The sequence below is a fragment of the Roseateles sp. P5_B10 genome (assembly GCF_056400485.1).
On sequence record NZ_JBFULE010000727.1, the window covers coordinates 1 to 2,661 of the forward strand.

The window sequence follows — 2,661 nt, forward strand, 5'->3', positions numbered from 1 at the left end:
GCTGGTTCCCAGGAAGAAGGGGAACTGGTGGCTCATCCCCAAAGACGTTGCAGATGACGAGGACAGAAGGAGGAGGGCTGAAGCCTGAGACTCCGTTGCGAGAAATTCTCGACCTACACCTGGATCAGAAATCCGAGAAGGCTTCACAGGGACAAGCCAATCCGTGACTGGAGTGCGGCCGGCAACGTGACCTCAACGTCGGTGGCCAAAGGATCGGAAACGCTGCAATGCCGCAGTCCAATGCGCGTTGTCGTCTACAGGTTGGCTGAGAGCGGGCTTTGCGATGCAAGCGAGGCGTGTCAGCCGCGCCACGGATCGATCTCGACGCTAGCCTGAAGTTCGCAAACCTCCGCGGGGGTAAGTTCGCAGTCGACGGTCTCCCAAAGAGACTTACGAATTGCGGCCAGTCGGCGGTAGACATCTGCTTCAACGATGAACCGTCCCAGCAGCTCGTTCAGTTCTGCTCCCGAGACCGCACTCGACCCAATTCGATCCAGCGACGTCACCAAGAACTCAAGGTCGCGCAGCATCGCGACCGACAAATCATGGCTGAGGGGGATGGGGCGCATCAATCGGCAACACGAAAAAGAATTCGAAGTCTAGAGCTGCTTCCGCTGAATTCGGCCCCCTCTAACCAACGCTCCCGCCCCTACCGCCGCAACACCAACCCCTCCACCGCCTCATCCCCCAGCGCCCTGCCCTCGGCCTCGAGCGCCGCGGTGATGTCCCTGCCCAGCAAGGCCCGGCCGGCGTCCAGCGCGCCATCCAACGCCAGCAGTTCCAGCGAGTCCAGCGCCGTGTCGTTGGCCGTCCAGCGGCTGCGCACATGGCCGGCGAGGCGGCAGGCGGCTTCGATGCGGCCCTGGGCGACCAGCAGCGGCAGGATGCCGAGCCAGGCCACCGTCGTGCCGAAGCGCCGCTGCGCGGCCAGGGACCGCGGCAGCAGGGCCTGCGCCTCGTCCAGACGGCCCAGGCCGACGAGCGCTTCGACGAGGGCGTTCAGCACCCAGGGCAGGCTGCCGTTGCTGCCGCTGCCGTCGGCGTCCAGCACCTCCAACAGTGCGCGGGTGCGTGTGGCGCCTTCCTCGAAGCGGCCCAGGCGCACCAGCGTCAGGCAGATGTTGTTCTCGGCCACCTGCACGCGCTGTGACTGGCCGAGCTCGCGGGCGGCGAGCTGCTCGCGCTCCATGCAGGCGAGCAGTTCGGCAGTGTCGCGGCGCAGGCGGGCCACCACGGCCAGCGCACCGTTCAGGCGCAGCCGCGTCGGGGCCGAGTCGTCGCCCGCGGCCAGTTCGCGCAGCAGCGTGCAGGCCTCGTCCAGCTCGGGCGCGTCCTCGGTAAAGGCGCGCACCCAGTGGGCTGCGGCGATGAGCAGTTCGGCGGGGTTGCCGAGCGGCCGCCAGAGGTCGACGGCCTTGCGCGAGACCGGCACGGCGCGCGGGTCGGTGCGGATGAGCAGCAGGTAGCCGAGCATGGACCACCACAGCGCCTGCACCTGCGGTGGCACCGCCTCGCCGCGGGCCTCCATCGCCGGCTGCAGAGACAGCATCCACTCCGTCACCTCGTGGCGCCAGACGGTGAACACCATCACCCGCGCGGCGCGGGCGCCGATCTGGGCGGCGGTAGCGAGGTCGTGCTCGCGCGCCCACAGGAAGGCCTCGCGGACGTTCTGCATGTCGGCCAGCCACAGCGCCACATCGTCGCTGGGTGCAATCAGCGCCAGCACGGCCACGGCATGCCGGCGGCGTGCGGAATGGCCGTCGGCGTCGCCGAGCCGGGCCAGCGCATGGGCTCGCATCGTCTCCAGCAGGCGGTAGCGCGGCGGGTCTTCGCTGGCGACGCCGACGAGGGAGCGCTCCACCAGCGTGGCCAGGCCGTCGACGACATCCCAGCGGCTGGTGTGCTCGTCGCTGCTGAGCGTGACGGCCAGGTCCAGCGTGAAGCCGCCGGCGAACACGCCCAGCGCGCGATAGAGGCGCTGTTCGGCCGGCTCCAGCAGGCCGTGGCTCCAGTCCAGCGCGTCGAGCAGGTTGCGGTGGCGGGCCGACGAATCGCGCCGGCCGCGGGACAGCAGCGCGAAGCGCTCGGCCAGTGCATCGTGCACGGCCTGCAGGCCCATCAGCGGCACGCGCGCGGCGGCCAGCTCCAGCGCCAGCGGCAGGCCGTCGAGCTGACGGCACAGCGCGGCGAGCAGCGGGAGCGACCTGGCCGACACGTCGAAGCGCGCGTCCACCGCGCGGATGCGGGCCACCAGCAGCGCCAACGCACCCTCGCGGGCGTCGGGGCCGTCGACGCCCTCGGCCACGGGCAGCGGCTCCAGGCGCAGCAGGCGTTCGCCGGCCACGCCCAGCGGCAGCTGGCTGGTGACGAGCAGGCGCAGCCGGGGCAGCGTGGCCAGGTGCGCGGCCCACTCAGCGCAGGCCGTGGCGAGGTGCTCGGCGYTGTCCAGCACCAGCAGCAGGTCGTCGTCGGCCGGGATCAGGCTGAGCAGTTGGGGCAGCGCCTCGCCCGGGCTCAACTGGCCGCCGAAGGCACGGGCGATGCCGTCGGGCAGTTGCGCGGGCAGCGTCAGCGGCGCCAGGTCGACCCAGGGCGCGCGCCCCGGCCAGCGCGCCAGCGCCTCGCGCGCCAGGCTGCTCTTGCCCACGCCCGGGCTGCCGA

The 2,661-nt window shown here is 70.8% G+C and carries 2 protein-coding genes; both read right to left on the reverse strand.

Annotated features, from left to right (window positions below):
• Nucleotides 1–299 precede the first annotated feature (299 nt).
• A complete protein-coding gene (locus AC1DU6_RS26620; RefSeq protein ID WP_457325961.1) occupies nucleotides 300–569 on the reverse strand; it encodes a hypothetical protein in 270 nt (89 codons plus the stop codon).
• An 80-nt stretch (nucleotides 570–649) separates the two neighbouring features.
• On the reverse strand, nucleotides 650–2,661 hold a 2,012-nt coding region (locus tag AC1DU6_RS26625), incomplete at its 5' end, for an ATP-binding protein (RefSeq protein ID WP_477860797.1).